Annotated in this window: 3 protein-coding genes; 2 read left to right on the top strand and 1 reads right to left on the bottom strand. The window is 76.7% G+C overall.

Features of this window, described 5'->3' with window-relative positions; genetic code table 11:
* Both NH339_RS18065 and NH339_RS18060 read left to right on the top strand, forming a co-directional pair.
* Positions 1-210: hypothetical protein (locus NH339_RS18065; protein WP_253027391.1), on the top strand; the 210-nt coding region annotated here is incomplete at its 5' end.
* A gap of 17 nt (positions 211-227) precedes the next feature.
* Positions 228-1,139, top strand: a complete 912-nt coding sequence (locus NH339_RS18060; protein WP_253027389.1) for a tyrosine-type recombinase/integrase — start codon at positions 228-230, stop codon at positions 1,137-1,139.
* A 19-nt stretch (positions 1,140-1,158) separates the two neighbouring features.
* Here NH339_RS18060 and NH339_RS18055 read toward each other — a convergent pair.
* Positions 1,159-1,946: hypothetical protein (locus NH339_RS18055; RefSeq protein ID WP_253027387.1), on the bottom strand; the 788-nt coding region annotated here is incomplete at its 5' end.

The raw sequence follows: 1,946 nt of genomic DNA, 5'->3' as shown, positions 1-1,946 counted from the left end.
CGCGACCGGCTGGGTCGCCTGGCGCGCCGGGTGCTCGACGCGTTGTCCTTCGAGCAGGCCCGGACAGGTGCCGACGTCGCCGCGTCCGCGCGGGGGAGTCGCGCCGAGGTCGCCGAGCTGCTGACGGCCCTCGAGCGCCAGGGGCTCTGCGTCCACGTCGGCGACCGCTGGCTCGTGCTCCCGCGTGGTGCCTCGACGACCCGGCGCTGAGCCGTCACCCTGGGGGCATGGGTGCAGCCTGGGACGACGCGGTCGAGGCGTTCGCCGAGCACCTGCGCGACGAGCGGAACCTGTCGGAGCACTCGGTCCGCGGCTACCGCACCGATCTCTCCCTGCTCGCCGAGCATGCACAGGCTTTGGGTCTCGACGGGCCCGCCGACCTCACGACCCGCGCGCTGCGCAGCTGGCTCGCCAACCAGCAGACACTGGGCCGCGCCCGGGCGACCATCGCCCGGCGTGCCACGTCGGCGCGCACGTTCACCGCCTGGTGCGTCCGCACCGGACGGGCGCCGTCGGATCCCGGCGCGCTGCTGGCCAGCCCGAAGGCGCGGCGCGAGCTGCCGGCCGTCCTGAGCGAGAACGAGGTGCGGGCCCTGCTCGACACGACGGCCGATGCGGTCGCCGACGACGGACCCGTCGGGCTGCGCGACCTGCTCGTCCTCGAGCTGCTGTACGCCACGGGCGTCCGCGTCGGGGAGCTGTGCGGACTCGACGTGGACGACGTCGACCCCGGGCGACGGCTCGTGCGCGTGCTCGGCAAGGGCCGCAAGGAACGGTCCGTCCCGTACGGCGTCCCGGCGGGGCACGCGCTGGACGCCTGGCTGACCAGCGGCCGCCCGGCGCTGGCGACGTCGGACAGCGGCCCGGCACTGCTGCTCGGGCTCCGTGGGGGACGGCTCGACCCGCGCACGGCCCGCAAGGTGGTGCACGACCGCCTTGCCGCCGTCGACGGGGCGCCCGACCTCGGCCCGCACGGGCTGCGCCACACCGCAGCGACCCACCTGCTGGAGGGTGGCGCGGACCTGCGCAGCGTGCAGGAGGTGCTGGGCCACGCGTCGCTCGGCACCACCCAGATCTACACGCACGTCAGCAACGAACGTCTGCGCGCCGCCTACCGCCTCGCGCACCCCCGGGCCTGACGACGGCGCGGCACGGCGGTCACCAGGGGGTGCTCGGCACGCCCCAGCGGGACGTCGTCGCCACGACGAGACGCGCCAGGGCCTCGCGGTCGCCGAGGTGGTCGGGGTCCACCCCCAGCACCGCGAGCGTCGCGGTGTCGCCGTGACGGGCCCACCAGACCGTGAGCCCACCTCTCGTGCGCCGCAGCATCGAGGGCGTGACCCCCTGCGTCACCGACCGCATCAGCACCGACGTCGCCGGACGGCCCAGCGGTGCGGCGAACGTGCCCGGCAGCCGTCCCAGGTTGGAGCACAGACACAGCGGCGCCGCGACGCCGCGGGCCAGGACCGCGACCGCCGGGTCCGGCAGCAGCTGCGTGAGGGGGCCGAGGGGGTCGCGCCTCCCGGCCGCCAGGGTCGCGTACGCGCCACGGGCCTGTGACCGCACGGCCGCGAGGTCGACGACGCGGCCGACACCGTCCGCGACCTCGGTGTCGACGTCGATCGAGACGCCCGAGGTCGCGTTCGAGCGCAGGTCGTCCGGGCCGCGCAGGCTCACGGGCAACGAGACCCGCACGGGGCGCCCCGCCTCGACCCGCCCCGAGGCCAGCAGCACCTCCACGGCCATGGCCACCAGCAGGCTGTTCGACGTCCCGCCGTGCCGCGCGGCCGCCTCGTCCCAGGCGCGGGCGTCGAGGTCGACGACGACGGTGGCCGGCACGCGCGGCGCGTCGTCGCCCGCCCGGTCGGGGCCGAGGAGCCCGTCGCGCGACGTCTGCACGTCGGTGCGCGCCGGTCGCGACGACGTGAGCGCGTCACGCGCGGCCG

This window comes from Aeromicrobium sp. CnD17-E (assembly GCF_024124745.1).
In the GTDB taxonomy this organism is placed as follows: domain Bacteria; phylum Actinomycetota; class Actinomycetes; order Propionibacteriales; family Nocardioidaceae; genus Aeromicrobium.
The sequence above is the reverse complement of the archived record's forward strand: the minus strand, read 5'-3'. Positions and strand labels throughout refer to the sequence as shown.